This is a genomic window from Pseudomonas sp. Sample_10 (assembly GCF_004321495.1).
GTDB lineage: Bacteria > Pseudomonadota > Gammaproteobacteria > Pseudomonadales > Pseudomonadaceae > Aquipseudomonas.
The window spans coordinates 38,399-55,080 of the sequence record NZ_RCOE01000063.1 but is presented as its reverse complement, the minus strand read 5'-3'; the positions used below and the strand labels follow the sequence as shown (position 1 = coordinate 55,080).

At 57.1% G+C, this 16,682-nt stretch carries 18 protein-coding genes; 10 read left to right on the top strand and 8 right to left on the bottom strand.

What is annotated here, in order from left to right:
• Positions 1-2: 2 nt before the first annotated feature.
• The 5 genes from D8U18_RS05460 to D8U18_RS05440 all read right to left on the bottom strand — a co-directional run bounded on the left by D8U18_RS05460 (position 3) and on the right by D8U18_RS05440 (position 3,945).
• Positions 3-818 (bottom strand): DUF1206 domain-containing protein, encoded by an 816-nt coding sequence (locus D8U18_RS05460; protein ID WP_130931784.1) that lies wholly within the window; start codon positions 816-818, stop codon positions 3-5.
• A gap of 117 nt (positions 819-935) precedes the next feature.
• Positions 936-1,577: a 3-oxoacid CoA-transferase subunit B gene (locus tag D8U18_RS05455; RefSeq protein ID WP_056855349.1), complete on the bottom strand. Its 642-nt coding sequence runs from the start codon at positions 1,575-1,577 to the stop codon at positions 936-938.
• An 8-nt stretch (positions 1,578-1,585) separates the two neighbouring features.
• Positions 1,586-2,278: a 3-oxoacid CoA-transferase subunit A gene (locus D8U18_RS05450; protein ID WP_056855348.1), complete on the bottom strand. Its 693-nt coding sequence runs from the start codon at positions 2,276-2,278 to the stop codon at positions 1,586-1,588.
• Positions 2,279-3,088: 810 nt separating this feature from the next.
• Positions 3,089-3,508 (bottom strand): DUF6691 family protein, encoded by a 420-nt coding sequence (locus tag D8U18_RS05445; RefSeq protein ID WP_056855589.1) that lies wholly within the window; start codon positions 3,506-3,508, stop codon positions 3,089-3,091.
• Between the two features lie 2 nt (positions 3,509-3,510).
• Positions 3,511-3,945, bottom strand: a complete 435-nt coding sequence (locus tag D8U18_RS05440; RefSeq protein WP_056855346.1) for a YeeE/YedE family protein — start codon at positions 3,943-3,945, stop codon at positions 3,511-3,513.
• A gap of 352 nt (positions 3,946-4,297) precedes the next feature.
• Here D8U18_RS05440 and D8U18_RS05435 point away from each other — a divergent pair, with 352 nt between their 5' ends.
• The 4 genes from D8U18_RS05435 to D8U18_RS05420 all read left to right on the top strand — a co-directional run bounded on the left by D8U18_RS05435 (position 4,298) and on the right by D8U18_RS05420 (position 7,434).
• Positions 4,298-4,567 carry a hypothetical protein gene (locus tag D8U18_RS05435; protein ID WP_082557615.1) on the top strand — a complete coding sequence of 90 codons (270 nt, stop codon included), beginning with the start codon at positions 4,298-4,300 and terminating at the stop codon, positions 4,565-4,567.
• Between the two features lie 82 nt (positions 4,568-4,649).
• Positions 4,650-5,573, top strand: a complete 924-nt coding sequence (locus tag D8U18_RS05430) for a universal stress protein (protein WP_131107225.1) — start codon at positions 4,650-4,652, stop codon at positions 5,571-5,573.
• 19 nt (positions 5,574-5,592) lie between these two features.
• A complete protein-coding gene (locus D8U18_RS05425; RefSeq protein WP_056855344.1) occupies positions 5,593-6,498 on the top strand; it encodes a universal stress protein in 906 nt (301 codons plus the stop codon).
• Between the two features lie 51 nt (positions 6,499-6,549).
• Positions 6,550-7,434 (top strand): universal stress protein, encoded by an 885-nt coding sequence (locus tag D8U18_RS05420; RefSeq protein ID WP_131107224.1) that lies wholly within the window; start codon positions 6,550-6,552, stop codon positions 7,432-7,434.
• A gap of 37 nt (positions 7,435-7,471) precedes the next feature.
• Here D8U18_RS05420 and D8U18_RS05415 read toward each other — a convergent pair whose 3' ends face one another.
• Positions 7,472-7,897, bottom strand: a complete 426-nt coding sequence (locus tag D8U18_RS05415) for a potassium channel family protein (protein ID WP_056855342.1) — start codon at positions 7,895-7,897, stop codon at positions 7,472-7,474.
• Positions 7,898-8,188: 291 nt separating this feature from the next.
• On the opposite strand from D8U18_RS05415, the gene D8U18_RS05410 reads away from it, so the two are divergent.
• The 4 genes from D8U18_RS05410 (at position 8,189) to D8U18_RS05400 (ending at position 11,193) form a co-directional block, all read left to right on the top strand.
• Positions 8,189-9,109 carry a universal stress protein gene (locus D8U18_RS05410; protein WP_131107223.1) on the top strand — a complete coding sequence of 307 codons (921 nt, stop codon included), beginning with the start codon at positions 8,189-8,191 and terminating at the stop codon, positions 9,107-9,109.
• Positions 9,110-9,208: 99 nt separating this feature from the next.
• Entirely contained in the window at positions 9,209-10,588 is a 1,380-nt protein-coding gene (locus tag D8U18_RS05405; protein WP_131107222.1) for an MBL fold metallo-hydrolase, read from the top strand.
• Complete coding sequence (locus tag D8U18_RS28980) at positions 10,569-10,904, top strand: hypothetical protein (RefSeq protein WP_241664302.1); 336 nt, start codon at positions 10,569-10,571, stop codon at positions 10,902-10,904. Before D8U18_RS05405 ends, D8U18_RS28980 begins: the two co-directional genes overlap by 20 nt.
• Complete coding sequence (locus D8U18_RS05400) at positions 10,855-11,193, top strand: hypothetical protein (protein ID WP_241664301.1); 339 nt, start codon at positions 10,855-10,857, stop codon at positions 11,191-11,193. Before D8U18_RS28980 ends, D8U18_RS05400 begins: the two co-directional genes overlap by 50 nt.
• Before the next feature lie 152 nt (positions 11,194-11,345).
• Here the strand turns inward: D8U18_RS05400 and D8U18_RS05395 are convergent, their stop codons facing one another.
• The gene (locus D8U18_RS05395; RefSeq protein WP_131107220.1) at positions 11,346-12,329 is read right to left on the bottom strand and encodes a zinc-dependent alcohol dehydrogenase family protein; all 984 of its coding nucleotides are present in this window, start codon (positions 12,327-12,329) and stop codon (positions 11,346-11,348) included.
• Between the two features lie 13 nt (positions 12,330-12,342).
• Complete coding sequence (gene fnr / locus D8U18_RS05390) at positions 12,343-13,089, bottom strand: fumarate/nitrate reduction transcriptional regulator Fnr (protein ID WP_131107285.1); 747 nt, start codon at positions 13,087-13,089, stop codon at positions 12,343-12,345.
• Positions 13,090-13,454: 365 nt separating this feature from the next.
• Here fnr and D8U18_RS05385 point away from each other — a divergent pair, with 365 nt between their 5' ends.
• Both D8U18_RS05385 and D8U18_RS05380 read left to right on the top strand, forming a co-directional pair.
• A complete protein-coding gene (locus D8U18_RS05385) occupies positions 13,455-15,176 on the top strand; it encodes a type I secretion system permease/ATPase (protein WP_131107219.1) in 1,722 nt (573 codons plus the stop codon).
• Positions 15,169-16,539, top strand: coding sequence for an HlyD family type I secretion periplasmic adaptor subunit (locus D8U18_RS05380; protein ID WP_131107218.1), 1,371 nt, complete (start codon positions 15,169-15,171; stop codon positions 16,537-16,539). The genes D8U18_RS05385 and D8U18_RS05380 overlap by 8 nt, the downstream gene beginning before the upstream one ends.
• Positions 16,540-16,682 lie beyond the last annotated feature (143 nt).

Genomic DNA, 16,682 nt, shown 5'->3' with positions numbered 1-16,682 from the left:
CACTACGATGCCGGGACTCCAGGCACATCCATATTGATTTTGCGCCAGGCGGCTTCGGAAAAACTGTAAACCGAAAAGGCGATCAAGCCCAAAGCCATCACCATCAGAATCACGCTTCCCGCTGGCAGATTCTGCAGAGCATCAAGCGCTTCCTTCATGCCCGGGGGATCCTTGACTTGATAACGTGAGCCGCCGATTACCAGCAACACCGCTATCTCGATAAACACGACGCCTCGGGCTATGAGTCCGAACCGAGATACGGGACGTATGTAGCGCATCACCTCTTCGTCGGCCTCGAAGTACTTCTCGAATGTTGCCTTCCACCCCTTGATGAGGTGAGCAATGCCTACACCCAGTGGGATCAGCGCCACCAGGTAGATCAACACGTTTGAGTGATCCCACGACAAAAGATGCGCCAGCAGATCCCGGGTATTCCCGCCGCCTGAATTGCTTGAGCTTCTGATACCACTGATGAGCAGGCCCAGCGCAAAAAACGCCAGTGCGCCATTGATCAAACCACCCGCGAACAACCCTGCACGAATGACCAGACCCTTGAGCGACGTACCGTGATGATCGACGTCGCGAATGGCCTGCAACACTCGCCAGCCTGCGAATGCGAGTAAACCAGCCACCACCAGCCCGACCAGGACGTAACCAAAAGGCTGGCTCAGCAAAGCCTCCAGGCTTTTGTGGCTGTCCTTGGGTTTTGTCGAGTCTTGTGCCGCCAGCAGAGCGAAGATACCGATGATCAGGTACAGAACACCTCGAGCGGCATATCCGCCCCGAGCGAGCACGACAAGGGTGTGTTGCGCGGACATTGGCTTCATTCCCGAGGAGTTATAAAGATGCAGACCTGTCGCTCGGGAAGGGGTTCGATAAAGGACGAATATTCGGTGAGGAGGGGCGCCCAATCGCGGGGTGGGCGCCAACCGGCTTTACCGAATCAGTGGCACGCCACTGAGCGTTTGCAATGCCTCAAAACTGATATCGGCAAAAATTTCTCTGACCTGCAAGCCTTTTGGAGTGACGTCCAGGATAGCCAGGTCGGTATAAATCCGGGTCACGCAGCCAATGCCGGTCAGCGGGTAGGTGCATTGCGGCACTAATTTGCTTTCGCCCGTCTTGGTCAGGTGATCCATCATTACGAACACTTGGCGCGCGCCGGTTGCGAGATCCATCGCGCCACCCACAGCCGGAATGGAGCCTTCGGCTCCGGTGTGCCAGTTGGCCAGGTCGCCGTTGACCGAGACCTGGAAAGCGCCCAGCACGGCAATGTCGATGTGCCCGCCACGCATCATCGAGAACGAATCGGCGTGGTGAAAAAAGGCTCCGCCTCGCAGCAGTGTCACATGCTGTTTGCCCGCGTTGATCAGGTCATCGTCTTCCTCACCCGGCGCAGGGCTCGGGCCCATGCCCAGCACACCGTTTTCACTGTGCAGGAACACTTCTTTGTCACCCAGGTAATTGGCCACCAGCGTAGGCACGCCAATACCCAGGTTTACGTAAGAGCCCTCGAGAATGTCGTCGGCCACACGTTGCGCCATTTCGCTACGCGATAGTTTATTCATGACAGTCATGGCGAACCTCAGTTGACGTTGGCTTTCGTGAAAGGGGAGCGGGGCACTGCGACCACGCGCTGAACGAAGATTCCCGGCGTAATGATGTGTTCGGGGTCCAGTTCTCCCAACTCCACGATCCGATTGACCTGGGCGATTGTCGTTTTCGCGGCCATCGCCATGATCGGCCCAAAGTTACGCGCGGCTTTACGGTAAGTGAGATTGCCCCAGCGATCGCCATTTTCGGCCTTGATCAGTGCGACATCGGCATGCAACGGCATTTCCAGCACGTAGTTGCGACCGTCGATCACACGGGTTTCCTTACCTTCGGCCAGCAAAGTGCCGTAGCCGGTCGGTGAATAGAAAGCACCGATACCAGAGCCTGCCGCGCGAATACGTTCGGCCAGGTTGCCTTGTGGCACCACTTCGAGCTGAACCTTTCCTGCCAGGTAGAGCTCGTCGAAGACATAGGAATCGGATTGGCGTGGAAACGAGCAGATGACCTTGGCAACACGCCCGGCCTTGAGCAATGCAGCCAGACCGATTTCACCATTACCGGCATTGTTGCTGATGATGGTCAGCTCGCGAGCGCCCGAAGCAATGACGCCGTCGACCAACTCCGACGGCATCCCGGCAGTGCCGAATCCACCCACCATGAGGACCGAACCATCGGCAATGCCGTCTAGTGCAGCCGCGACTGATTCAAATGTTTTATTGATCAAGGAATACTCCTGTTTTTATGTTGGCTGAACAGAATGATCCGACGGCAAGCCGCGTGAATCACGGTGATTGCCAAGGTGTGTATAGCGTGCCAAGAAATGAGTTGAGGCGGGGGGCTCGGCAGGCGATGTCGTGCGATTAACGAACAGAACCATGGCGGGCAGCGCGATGAATTGCGTTGAGGTATCGAACAATGAGAACTCATGATTGCTTCGAAAAAGCATTTATTTTTATTCGCACGCATAGCCTGAGGACTCACAGGCTAAGTTCGAAGGCAATCGGGGTCTAATATCATTTGAGTGCTGTACGATACCGTTGAGGTATGGTCGGCAAAAAGGTCTCGTCGCTCAAGACGGCTAGGTTTCCTAACATTGAGGATATCAAGGTCATCGGTATTGACCTTATCAAGCGTTGAAACCTTTGGCAGGTCTGAGTGAATCTGTTCGCGCTAAAAGCGATAGAGGCGTGCGTTCCCAGTCCACCGAAAACGCACTTCACAAAGCAGAGTACAAGTGCCTATTGTCCAGGCTTTGCCGGCGGCTGCCCTTGCATGTAGTTCTGATGCTTCATCATGTTATCCATCATCATCTGTTGCATCCCCGTATACCTGTCCATCATGTATTGGCGTCCTCATTTGCGTGGGGAACGAAACATTGCCAACGAGACCATGCAGCCATCGATGAAGAAATCAACGGTGTCCACTGTTCCCAAAGAGATATTCCAAGGCCAGTTGCAGCACGCATCAAACGGTGGGGTGGGCGAAAAGGCGAGGGCCTATGGTTCGAGTGTCCGTTTTTATGGCGATTTCCCCTTCATTGGTTTCGTCGGGCCTGCAGCACAGTAAACAAGCACATGCCGGTCAGCATGGCCAGCATGAACACGATCCCTTGCCAGCGTCCTGTCAGCAGAATTGCCACTGCGGGGCCGGGGCAAATGCCTGCTAATCCCCAGCCGACTCCAAACACCAGACTCCCGCCGATCAAACGGGTATCCAACTCCCGTTTGACCGGTAGCTGCATTGGCCTTCCCAGCAGCGAACGGGATTGTTGGCGTGCCCAGGCTAGCGGCCCCACGGCGATGCCAATGGCCCCGATCATGACCAAAGCCAAGGAGGGGTCCCATGCACCGGCTACATCCAGGAAGGCCAGTACTTTCACCGGATTGGTCATGCCAGCCAGGAGCAGGCCGATGCCGAACAGCAAGCCTGCAATGAATGCACTCAGTTTGATCACGTTCACCCCCCGAGCAGATGACGCACGATAAACACCGTGGCGAAACCACTGAACATGAAGCACGCGGTAGCGACCATCGATCGTGGCGAGAGACGCGATAGGCCGCAAACGCCATGTCCACTGGTGCAACCCGAGCCGTATCGTGTACCGATGCCCACCATCAAGCCGGCCAAGGAAAGTCCAAACCAGCCGCTCTTGAACTCAATTGGCGGCAGCGAGGAAAACAAACGCCATACAAGCGGGGCAATGGCCAGGCCCAGGAGAAAAAGTGCTTTCTCACTCACACCCTCACTCCCACGCTGCAAAAGACTGCCAATCAGACCACTGATACCGGCGATACGCCCGTTGAAGATAACGAAGAGACTGGCAGCCAGACCAATCAATGCGCCTCCTGCAAGAGACGACCAAGGAGTGAAGTTCAGCCAGTCGACGTTCATGAAGCCTCTCCGGAGCAAAGAGCGATTGAACAGAGGTGACACATCTGCGCCAGGTGATCGGTTGATCCGTTAGCCACGGCGGAAGTCTTCCAACAAGCCTGCAGAGGTTAGGGGCGGCAGGTTTGATCTTTGTCAAAAATAGTCGATCGAACGAAGTCTGACATGCAGTTGTGTGGACATCGCCCGATAACGAAATTATTGACCATGATCAATCTTTTGCCGGTCTCTACGGTGCAGTCTTGAGGATGTGCAGCGCACGGCTTTTTCACTGAAGGAGCAATAGCCGTCAAGGAGGTCGCGATAAAGCCGGAAGGCTTTGCGTGCTGTTTCTCAAAGCAATACGGAGGTCTTTATGATCATTGATATCACGGAGCAACCGGCAAGCCATTGCTGGGTCGTGTGCATGGATGCCTTGCAAGTGAACTTCAACAGTCTGTGCGAAGCACAGGCATTTGTGGGTCTACTCAAGGCACGTATCGAGGCCCCGCATATCTGGCCCAGTGTCGCTGACCTGGCAAAAGAACCCATTCGGATGCCTGAGCGGCAAATGGCTCGCGCCCATAACAAAGATATCAATGAGCAGGCATGGGGATTTCCTGACGGACATCGCGTGCGTAACTGACAAATATCAAATGACCGGAACAGGCATTGATCAATCTGTGACTCTGGTTCTGGATTGTAATGGCCGCGTGCCGAGGTGCCCCATGCCGCAGACTCAACGTTTACTCTTGATCGCCCCTCCAGCCATGACTCGTACCCCGTCCTTCGACAGGGCTGCAGCGTTGGCGCTGGCGATGCAATTACCCTTGCACGTCGTGGCGTTCGACTATTCACAGGCCCTGTCGGTGGCAGGGCTGTTCGCCCCTGAGCAATTCGATTTGGCTCGAGACGGCTATCTGCACACCCATCGCCAATGGCTCGCCGACCAGGCCGCATTGATGAGGAAACATGGGGTGCAGGTCACTACCGAGGTGATGTGGGTGCAAGATCCCTACGAGGAGATCCTGACCTTTATCAACGAGATGCCGCTGAAACTCATCATCAAGGATGCTCAGGAAGAATCGGCGTTCAAGCGCGTATTTTTTACCCCGCTGGATTGGCAGTTGCTGCGTGACTGTCCTGTACCGGTGCATCTGGTGACCACGCCGCTCAATGCTCGACCGCATAAGGTACTGGCCATCATTGATGTGTTTCGCGATGAGGATCAGGGCCATGTGCTTAACGACCAGATTATCGACGCAGCCTCGAAACTGGCGGCGATCTGCGATGCCAGCCTTGACCTGCTGCACGTTTATGACTGGACGTCCGCATACGTTCACGACATGGGTTTTGGCGCGTTGCCTTTGGCAACCGGGATATACGAAATGTTGGGCGCGGCCCAACTTGAAGCCTTTGCAGCCATCGCTGAGCGCCACGGCGTGCCACCGCAGCGCAGGCACTTCATCGAAGGTGCTCCGGTGCCGAGCATCTGTGAATTTGTTGGCAAGAACCATACCGATGTCATCGTCATGGGTACGGTGCAGCACAAGGGCTTGAGCAAACTGCTGGGCACCACGGCCGAGCAACTTCTGCACCGGGCGCCCTGCAGTTTGCTCGCGATCAAACCACAAAAAATGCTGCAATCCTGACGCTGAACGGAGGTGTGTGATGGGAAATTACCAACGTTTTCTATTGATCGCCGATCAATCTTTGCATGAGTCACCTGCACAACAGCGCGCGGTTGCATTGGCCATGGAAGCAGGGGCTGTACTGGATGTACGAGTCTTTGTCGAACCTGCGCCGGTGATTCATTATTTTGAAGAACAGGTCGACGATGCACAGCAACAGCGTTATGTGCGTCGCTACCGTCGCTGGGAAGCCGAAGAACTGGACCGGCTCAGCGACCTGGGTTTACAGGCAACGGTTAAAGCCGTCTTCACTACCCATCCGTTGCTGGATATTTTGAAGACGGTCGAGAATCTCAAACCCGACCTGTTGATCAAGGATGTCACCCTTGAGCCAGCGCTCAAGCGGGTATTCATTACGCCACTTGATTGTCACTTGTTGCGTGAATGCCCGATCCCCGTGCATCTGGTCAACCAGGTTCGCTACAGCTTGCCGCACAGGGTTGTTGCGGCAGTGGACCCATTCGATCCTTCGACACAAATAAGCGGATTGAACGATACGATCATTCAGACTGCGAACGCCTTGGCCCTGCAATGCGATGCGCCGTTACACCTGCTGTACGCCTATGATTTGTCGCCCGTTTTCAATAGCGACGCACCACTGGCCGGGGGAGGGTGGGGCGTGGACCTGATCGAGGAACTGCGTCAATCCTTGCACCAGGCGTTTATCGCACTGGCGCAGCGCTATAGCGTACCGCCAGAGCGTCGGCATTTCGTCATGGGGTTGCCGGTGCCGGTTATCAGTGAGTTTGTCGAGCAATACCTGGCTGATGTCGTGGTAATGGGCACGGTGCACCGTACGGGTTTTGACCGGCTGATTGGCAGCAACACAGAGCGCGCGCTGTACTCCGTGCCTGGCAGCATTCTGGCGGTCAGGGCCAAACGCTGACGTATCCATAAGCGGTTTGCGTCAAATATTTCCGTCACCCGGAGATTTATCATGAGCCTGTATCAACGCTTGTTGCTGATCATCAATCCGGTACTGCGTCATTCCCCAGCCGTGAGTCATGCAGCATCCCTGGCCAAGGCCTGCGGGGCGAGTTTGCATATCACCGCGCTGATCCCTTCGTTCAAATGGTTGTCGCTGCTTGAGGAGGGCGATCGAACATTGGCTCGCGAACGATACCTGCAGGACCATCGCGACTGGCTTGAGTCTCAGGCTGAGAGTGTGCGAGGCCGGGGAATTGAGGTGACCACGCAAGTGGCATGGGCTGAGGATCTGAAGCAAGACATTATCGATCACGTGACGGATATGCAGCCCGACTTGTTGATCAAGGAAATTGACCATGCGTCAAGGCTCAAGCGGGCCTTTTTCACGCCTTTGGACTGGCATTTGTTGCGACACTGCTCGGCACCGGTTTATCTGATGGGTAACACCGGCTTGAACCTGCCTGGCAGAGTTGTCGCGGCTGTCGAAGTATCGGATGTCGAGTCAGCCGGCGACGAACTGAATGAACAAATCATCAAGCAAGCTTGCAATCTCGCCATGCAGTGCAATGCCGAATTGCATTTGCTGTACGCCTGCGATATTTCGGCCGATTTTCTGGCGGACATGGACGGTCTCACGCTCGCTGACCTGACCAAAGCGCTTCGACGAGACCTGGAAAAGTCTTTCCTTCGCCTGGCAGATCAGTTCGGCGTGCCTGCGGATCGTCGGCATTTCATAGACGGTCATCCGGTCAAGGTTTTGTGTGAGTTCGCTGATGAACACAACGTGGATGTGATCGTAATGGGCAGGGTCCAGTCCAAGGGATTAAACAAGCTCCTGGGCAGCACGACCGAGCATATTCTGTATCAAGCGCCATGCTGCGTGTTGGCGGTTTAGAGCGAGCTTGTAGAGCGCCGATGCGAACGGGTGGCAACTATTTGCGTTTCCAGTATTTCTGCATTTCCAGAAACAGGAAGGAGGCTGTCCAGGTAATGAGTACCAGCCCGGTCAGCGCTTGCAGCCCGGTCAAATACTTGATGTCGCCCACGGGTGAAATATCGCCGAAGCCGATCGTCGTGTACGTCGTGAAGGAAAAGTAGACGCAATCCATCAGTGAACCGTCGAAGCTGCCCGTCAGAGTGCCCCATTTACCAGCGTGCACCATGAGGTAGTAAACCAATGCAAAGCACCAAACCTCTGTCGCGTGGGCAACCAGGGCGCCGAATACGCCAACGACAATCCTGAAGCGGCTCCACAACTTGAGCCGGGGCAGCCAATCGTTCAGTCGTAGCAGGCATTCGTAGTGGATCACGACAACGATGATGACCACCAGCATATTGATCAGGGTGACCGCCAACATGGCAAAGCTCCAGGGAGAAGGGGCGGATAGTCGGGGGCACGCTGCATGGCATATGCGCGCTGTGTAGCGATTCCAGTGATTCCTTTCACCTAGCCGCCGCACCGGGTCCAGTGGTCAATGTATTTCTACAGCAGAAAACCGAAAAAAGGTTGAGCTGAATCAACCATGGATGGACTAGCGAGGGCGAATCGGTGCATTTCTCCGGCTGCTGATTCGTTGATAAAAGTCATGTCCCCCTCGGCGTAACGCCAAATAATCGAATGGCAACCATGACCCAGGGCGAGGTATGTGATGCTCAAGCTCAAACGCATTCTATTGATAGCTCCCAGCGAAATGAGCCATACCCCGGCGTTCGAGCGTGCACATGCGTTGGCATGTGCAACCGGTGCGTTGTTGCACATTGTAGCGTTCGATTATGTCCAGGCATTGGCCGTAGCCGGTTTGCTGGACCACGATGCGATGGCCCAGGCACGAGAAGGCTATTTACAGGTGCACCGTCATTGGCTGGAACAGCAAGCCCGTTTTTACAGGTGCGGCGGCCTTCAGGTGAGTACCGAGGCGGTTTGGGCCCGGTCGAGTCTGACCAACCTGCTGGAGTACATAAGTGACTTCCATCCGGACCTGGTAATCAAGGACGCCCATCACGTGCCAGCACTCGACCGCGTCTTTCACCGGCCTCTTGATTGGCGGCTGTTGCGCGAATGTCCTGCCCACTTGCATTTAGTGACCAGTGCCAGAAACCCCAAACCGTTGAAAATCCTGGCCTCGATCGATTTGTCCCATCTCGAGGAGCTGACTCAGGGCTTGAATGACCGAATTGTCGATCTGGCCTCAACTCTGGCGGCCAGTTGTGGCGCCGAACTGCACTTGCTTAACGTCAGTCGCTGGTCAGAGATCAGCGATGCACCGAGGAGTGTGCCGACAGTCAGCCTTGATGACAGTTTGCGGGACGCCATTGAGGATGCCCAGCAAGAGGCTTTCGACGTGCTTGCCGAACGCTATTGCATCAAGGATGCACATCGACATTTGTTGTCGGGTACGCCCCACAAGGTCATCGGGTTGTTTGCTCACCAGCATGACTTCGACATGCTGGTACTGGGCACGGTCTATCACCCAGGGCCCGACCGGTTTATCGGCGACACCGTTGAACGCCTGTTAAACCGGGCACCGTGCAGTCTGGTGATCGTCAAACCGGTCACTCCATACGGTTGAACGAGACCCCCATCGAGCCCGCAGTTGATAAAAATCAACTGACCCTGGGCCAAAAGGAGCGATCAATAGCGCTCCTCTGAATGTTCAAGGGCAACGGCCATGCGAATCACATTTCTAGGTGCCGCGGGTACGGTCACGGGTAGCAAGTATCTGCTGGAACATGGCAACCAACATGTGCTGGTCGATTGCGGTCTGTTCCAGGGCTACAAGCAATTGCGACTGCACAATCGCGACCCGTTCCAGCTTCCGGTCAGCGACCTCGATGCCATTGTGCTGACCCATGCCCATCTTGATCACAGCGGCTATCTGCCCGTGCTGGTGCGCAATGGATATCGCGGCCCGGTATACGCCACGCCCGCCACCTGTGAATTGGTGAAAATCCTGCTGTTGGACAGTGGTCGCTTGCAGGAAGAAGAAGCGGAGTTTGCCAACCGGCATGGCTTCTCGAAGCACAGCCCGGCGCTGCCGCTTTACACCGAGCAAGATGCTGAGCGAGCCCTGAAACTGTTGCGGCCCGTGGAATTGCACCACAGCGTTAAAATCCTCCCGGACATGTCCCTCCTGTTTCGTGGCGCCGGGCATATTTTGGGAGCCGCCACAGTAGAAGTTAAAGCCGGCGGCCTGGCCCTGGTGTTTTCAGGAGATTTGGGACGTCCGGACGATCCATTGATGTTTGCTCCCGAAAAGGTCGAGGAGGCGGATTATCTGCTGGTGGAGTCTACCTACGGTGACCGTCAACATCCGGTCGAGGCGCCACAGTCGCAATTGGCCGACATCATCACCCGCACGGCACTGCGCCGAGGGATAACCCTTGTGCCATCCTTCGCGGTCGGGCGCGCTCAACTGCTGATGTATCACCTGTATCAGTTGAAGCGCAAAAGGGCGATTCCCGATATTCCAATCTACCTCAACAGTCCGATGGCCACCGACGTCACATTGTTGTACCAGCGCTTCCGGAACGAGCACAGGTTATCCCTGGAAGACTGCGAGGGCATGTGCCATGTGGCGCAATTCGTCCACACGGTCGATGAGTCGAGAGCGCTTGATCAGCAACGCACCCCGGCGGTGATTATTGCGGCCAGTGGCATGGCGACAGGAGGGCGGGTGGTCCATCACCTCAAGGCACTGGCTCCCAATCCGATTAACACACTGTTAATGCCTGGCTTCCAGGCCGGTGGCACCCGTGGTGCGCAAATTGTTGCCGGCGTCTCTTCGGTGCGTATCCACGGCAAGGACGTGCCGATCCGCGCCGAAGTGGTACCGATGCAAACACTGTCCGCACACGCCGACGCTGATGAAATCATGCAGTGGCTGCGTGGGTTCAAACGACCGCCAAAACATACCTTTGTCGTCCATGGGGAACCTAACGCGTCGGATGTGCTGCGCCGGCGCATCAGTCTGGAGTTGGGGTGGTCGGTGTCGGTGCCGGAGTATCGCGACAACGTGGAACTCTCTAGCGATGACTTCATTGCAAGTTGATCAAGTGAATCCCAAAAGCCACCGCCGTTTGCAGCAGCGTCGCCAACAAGTCAAGAAGCTGGGACTCAGCTTGGCGGAGGTTGATTCAGATCAAACGGTATTTTTCAGTGAGCGCCATTGTTTTGATAAAGATGGTGAGAGATTCAGTCATGTCAAACCACAAGCTTTTCAGCCGGTGTCAGGCAATTCAGGGCTGGAGCAAGGCAACGGCACACAAATACCTGCACCGGACGGGCACCCTTTCGTGGAAACGCGAGGCAACCCTCTTGCTGTCGGTCTCGATGGTGTTGATGGCGGGCTACTCAACAGTGTTTAACTTCGCTTCTCACGCGATGCGGGATCTGGTCGACACTTGCACCTTGCGATTAGAAATCGAGTTTGCAAATGCTGAAATAGAGTCCCTTCCAGAAGCCCTGCCTCGATCATTGTGCGAGTGCGTGGCACATTCGCTTCTCGACAAAAACGGCATGGTGCGCCTGGCCATGCTCAACAAGCACTTGCTTGATCCGATGGCCCTGGAACCGGTGACGGGAAAGGACGAGGAGGCCTGCATCAACGCCCTGTGGCTGCCTGATATCGAACTGGCAAAGGGAGAGGCGATTTGAGCCGGCGAGCCATGCAGGCTGACACCGGGACGCAAGATGTGCGAGGTGAAGTGATCTTTCGCCTTGGCTTGCCTGAGAAGGAGCATCCCAGCGTACAGCGCTTGTCATGGGACGGGGCGGCGCTCGGTGTAAAGCAATGAATGAGCGGCGAGTCACGGCACCAGCACGATCGCACCGTTGAATTGACCACTGCGCAATAGCGCCAGTGCCTGATTCGCATCCTCAAGGGAAAACCGGGTGGTGTCGCAGTGCACGTGGGTGTGTTGAAGTTCTTTGAAGAATGCTGTGCCATCGTTACGGGTCAGATTAGCCACCGATCGTACACTGCGCTCGCCCCAAAGCAGCCGATAAGGAAAGGCCGGGATGTCACTCATATGGATGCCGGCGCAAATCACGCAGCCGCCCTTGACGGTGACGGCGAGCGCCAGCGGCACCAGCGCACCGGCCGGAGCAAAAATCAGGCTGGCATCGAGCAGGTGAGGGGGAGGCTGGTCCGACGAACCGGACCATTTCGCGCCCAGGGACAGGGCATACGCCTGTCCTTGCGTGTCATCCGGACGAGTGAAGGCGTACACCTCCTGACCGCGTCCCCGTGCGACTTGAATGGCCAGATGCGCTGCAGCGCCAAAGCCATAGAACCCGAGATGGCGCGCGCCTTGTGCCATTTGCAAAGCGCGAAAGCCAATTAGCCCGGCACACAGCAGCGGTGCCGCTTCAATATTGGAAAGGGCCTCAGGGATAGAAAAACAGAAGCGTTGATCGGCCACGACGTATTCGGCGTATCCACCGTCCAGATGGCATCCGGTGAACCGGGCCTGATCGCAAAGGTTTTCCCGCCCGGCCTGACAGAACGAGCAATGCCCACACGTCCAGCCAAGCCACGGAACGCCTACCCGTTGGCCGATGCGCTCGGGGTCTGCATGGCTGCCCACAGCGACAACTTCACCGACGATTTCATGCCCCGGAACACGCGGCAGCACCGCTTGTGGCAATTCTCCGTCCACCAGGTGCAAATCCGTGCGGCAGACACCGCAGGCCAGGACTTTGATCAACAGTTGGTTGGCACTGGGTGCCGGGATGGGGCGGTCTTGCAATTGCAGCGGCTGACCGCACGAGTGTAAAACCATGGCGCGCATAGGATGACCGGGATCAACAGGCAGGAGGGCGATGGCAGCCGGCAATCAACTGCTTGAGGCCTTCTGGATTAAGGATTTTGACCTCACGGCCTGAAATTTCTACGAGTGCCTGATCCCGCAAATGTGCGATGCCTCGGCAAATGGTTTCCAAGCGCAGCCCCAGGTAGGAGCCGATTTCCTCGCGGCGCATTTTCAACACGAACTCCGTCGATGAATAGCCACGGGTTTTCAAACGTTGCGACAGGTTCAGCAGGAAGGCTGCCAGACGCTCGTCCGAGCTCATGTTGCCCAGCATCATCAGCATGTCGTGATCACGCACGATTTCCCGACTGAGGATTTTGTTGAAGCTGTGCTGCAGCGAAGGCAGCTCATGGGCAAGTTCTTCCAGGTGAGCAAAGTGGATAGGGCAGACCTCGCTGTCTTCAAGGGCAACGGCATTGCACGCATGCAGGTCCGTGCTGATAGCGTCCAGACCGAGCATTTCGCCGGGGATCTGGAACCCGGTGACTTGTTCGCGGCCATCGACCGACAAAAAGCTGGTCTTGAACGAGCCGATGCGTACCGCATAAAGCGAGCGCAACGGATCACCTGCCCGGTAAAGCGCCGCGCCCTTTTTGACTTTGAAGCGTTGCACGATCAATGTGTCCAGACGCTCGACTTCCTGGCTGGTCATCCCGATGGGCAGGCACAACTCCATCACACTGCAGTTTGAGCATGCAGCCTTAAGGTAAGGGGGTTGCAGAGGGCGAACGTCTGGCATGGGAAGTGAAGCCATTTGGGAGGTTTCATTAAGGATAGGCGGCGTGATGTCTGACACGTACCGGATTCTCCGGATTGCCGGTGTAACAGACGAACGGGGCATTCTTGCTGCCAGCCCGATTTCCCTTGCCATGGCGGCGCGCAATGCGAACTTGCCGTTGTGCAATGTACCCGCCCGTCACCCACTTGAAAGCCCGACCTGCATAACCGGCACTAACCCGAGGCCGCGTTGTCAGTTATTGGCGCCTGTAGCGACGAGGACCGTCACTGATAGCGGCACGTCATGCACTTGGTGTTTCGCCCGTTGGGCAAACGCTCGCGATGGATTGCGTCCTGGACCGACTCTTTCTTAACGAGCAACTTTTTATGGGTTTTTTTCTCGATCCGCGTCATGACATCGACGCCGCGTTATTAAGCTACCGCCGGCTGTTTTGGTCATTGGCACTGTTCAGTGGCGTGATCAACCTGTTGGTGCTGGTGCCGTCGCTCTACATGATGCAGGTGTACGACCGGGTCCTTACCAGCCGTAACGAAACCACTTTGTTCATGCTTACTTTGATCGCGCTGGGTCTGTTCATGTTCAGCGCCTTGATCGAGTGGGTTCGTGGCGCGGTGATGATTCGCATGAGCGCGGGGCTCGACGAAGCCTTGAGCGAACGGCTTTTCGACGCTGCTTTCGCCCGCAGCCTTCGCGAGCACGATGCCAACCCTGCCCAGGTACTCATCGATCTGGCGACGCTGCGGCAGTTGATCACCGGCCAGGGTCTGATTGCCTTGCTCGACGCACCATGGTTGCCGATCTTTTTGCTGGTAGCCTTCATCTTTCACCCATGGTTTGGCGTGCTGACGCTGGTTCTGGCCCTGATCCTGATCGGCCTGGCTCTGTGGGGGGAATGGGCGACCCGCACACGCCTGGACGAAGCCAATCGGCTGGGTGTGCAGTCGTCGATTTATCTCAACAGCACGTTCCACAATGCCGAAGTCATCCAGGCCCTGGGCATGCTCGGGCCATTGCGTCAGCGCTGGAGCCTGCTGCAGCAGCGCATCGTTGCGGCCCAGGCCCATGCCAGTGACCGCAGCGCGCGTATCACGTCGACGACTCGTTTCGTACGCATTTCCGGGCAATCGCTGGCCCTGGGGCTCGGCGCGCTGTTGGTGCTCGAAGGTCAATTGTCGGCGGGCATGATGATCGCCATGTCGCTGCTATTGGGGCGCGCCCTGGCCCCCGTGGAAATCGCCATCGGCTCGTGGAAGCAATTCAACTCCGGCCGCCAGAGTTATCAACGCCTCAGTCAACTCCTTGTCCGGCATCCAGGCGAGCGCCTGCGCATGCCGTTGCCACCGCCTACGGGCGCAGTGCGTGTGGAGCAGATGTATGTCGGCCCGCCCGGTGCCTCGCAACCGATCCTGCGGGGGATCAACTTCAACCTGGTCAGAGGTGACGTGCTCGGCGTTGTCGGGCCGAGCGCCAGTGGAAAGTCAACACTGGCCAGGGCGCTGGTCGGGGTCTGGCCAGCCATGGGCGGGTCGGTGCGCCTCGATGACGCCGAGATCAGCCAATGGTCTCACGACGCCCTGGGTCCGCACCTCGGCTACTTGCCACAGGACATAGAGCTGTTCGACGGCACGGTGGCCGACAATATTGCCCGCTTCGGTGAGCAGGACGCCGACAAGATCATCGCGGCAGGGCGTCATGCTGGCATACACGAGATGATCCTGAGGTTCCCCAAGGGTTACGACACGCCGCTGGGCCCCGGCGGGCTCGGATTGTCCGGGGGACAGAAACAGCGCCTCGGCCTGGCCCGGGCACTCTATGGGCTCCCTTCGCTGATCGTGCTCGATGAGCCCAACTCCAACCTCGATGAAGCCGGGGAGCTGGCGCTGGTCCAGGCGATCGGTGCGCTCAAGACTGCTGGCAGCACCGTGGTGCTGATTACACATCGGCCTAGTGTACTGGCGGTGGTTGACCACATCCTCGTGCTCAAGGACGGCACACAACAAGCATTCGGTCCACGGGATCGAGTGCTCAAGGCATTGCTTGCGGGGCCGAGACCGGTAGCGATCAAGGAGGCTGGCGAAGATGCATGATCTGACCCCAGGCACACAGATGTATAGCGAACAACGATCGATCGTACGTAATAAACCGATGCTGCCAAGTGCCAATACCGACGCGGGCAGCGCGGCACGATATGGCGTGGGCTTCCTCGCCCTGGCATTGGGTGGCTTCCTGCTCTGGGCCTGCCTGGCGCCGCTCGACCAGGGTGTCGTGGGCAGTGGCACCGTGGTAGTGGCGGGCGAACGCAAAGCGGTGCAGTCGTTGGTCGGTGGCGTGGTGGAAAAACTGCTGGTCAGTGATGGCGACCGCGTCACCCAAGGGCAGTTGCTGGTGCAACTCAACACGGTGCAAGCGCAGTCACAACTGGACGTGACCCGGGGCAAACTGCTTAATGATCGCAGCGTCGAGGCTCGCTTGATTGCCGAGCGCCTGGGCACCGCCGAGATCCAATGGCCCGCGGATTTGCTGGAGCACGCCGAAGAGCCGCGGCTCAAGGCCGCCATGGCCTTGCAGAGTCAGTTGTTTGCGACCCGCCGTGCAGAACTGGCCAGTCGCTTGCAGATCATCGAACACGAAACCGCTGCATTGCAGCAGCAACTGATCGGATATGAAGGCGTCAAGCGCAACTACGAAACGCAGATGCGCTTCCAGCAGCAGGAGCTGGAAGGCCTGCGTGTTTTGGCACAAGAGGGCTACTTCCCGCGCAACAAACTCTTTGAGGCCGAGCGCAACGCCGCCCAATTGGCCGGGCAGATCGCCTCCGTAATAGGTGATGTCGGCAAGACTCGCCAGTCGATCAATGAAGGTCGGCTCAAGACCTTGCAGGCGCAGCAGGAGTTTCGCCGCGATGCCGAAATCCAGCTCAGTGAAGTCTCCGCCGAGGCGTCAGCTTATGCCGATCAGATCAGTGCCTTTGAGTTTGAAGTCGAAAACGGTGCGATCCGCGCACCGGTTTCCGGGCAGGTCATGGACGTGAGCGTTCATACGATTGGCGGCGTTGCCCAGGCGGGACAAACCCTGATGCAGGTGGTGCCATTGGATGCGCCGATGGCGATCACCGCACGTTTCGAGCCGTTGATGGCCAACAAGTTGCGTCCGGGGCTGCCGGTGCACGTGCATTTCACGGCGCTGCAACGGGTGGATACCCCTACTGTCACCGGTACGGTGACTACGGTGTCGGCGGACCAGTTGATCGATGAACAGACTCACCAGCCGTACTTTTCCGCCAAGGTCGAAATGCCTGCGGATACCATTGTGTCGCTACAGGCCGCCGGCCTGCCAGTGCGGCCGGGCATGCTTGCCGATGTCACGGTGGTCACGGGCGAGCGCACCTTGATGAACTACCTGATGAAACCTTTGCGCGAACGCTTGCTCGCAGCCTTCAAAGAGGAATGAGCAGCTATCCTCGTCTTTTCGAACGCCACACATTCCGGTAGGAGCGCAATGCTGTTCACTTAACAGATAGTGCGAACAGCAAGCTCCCTCGCCACAGATACGGTGTTCGTCCTTAAGTGAACAGCATTACGGCAGGAGTGGGC